The following is a 449-nucleotide window of genomic DNA, read 5'->3' on the forward strand; positions in this document are numbered from 1 at the left end:
GAGCTTCCTTCACGATGATCACCTGTTTCTCGGCCATCATTGGGTAACGTTTGGCGTTCCCAATAATATCTTCTACAGTGACATCGCGGCCATACAACACCATTTGGTTAAAGCCTTTTTCATCCTCCCGCAGCACGTTGTCTTCAATAAAATCTGAGATCTTATCGATAAAATAGGGCTCTTCTCCCGTTAAAAAATAGATGGGTTTCACATCTCCTTTTTTAATGGCAGTCACTATACTTTTTACTTCATTCATTTAGAGGCAGTTTTCCTGAAAGGCTTTTTTAGGAACTAATTCTTTACTTTTGGGCATGCATGAACTCAATTTCCCCCGGTACTCATTCAGGTTCAAAAATAGGGAAAATAAAATAGCGGTTTTTGATGAGCTGCGGAAAAAATTCGTTTTATTAACGCCCGAAGAATGGGTGCGGCAACATGTGGTACATTTT

1 protein-coding gene and 1 pseudogene are annotated in these 449 nt (G+C 39.9%); one reads left to right on the forward strand and one right to left on the reverse strand.

Annotated elements, in window-relative coordinates:
• The coding region (locus HC176_RS16510) for a DNA polymerase III subunit delta (RefSeq protein ID WP_425338219.1) at positions 1–256 on the reverse strand (256 nt) is incomplete at its 3' end.
• Between the two features lie 55 nt (positions 257–311).
• On the opposite strand from HC176_RS16510, the pseudogene HC176_RS20090 reads away from it, so the two are divergent.
• A pseudogene (locus HC176_RS20090) lies at positions 312–449 on the forward strand (type I restriction enzyme HsdR N-terminal domain-containing protein); the annotation flags it as partial.

It is taken from the genome of Tamlana crocina (genome assembly GCF_012037625.1).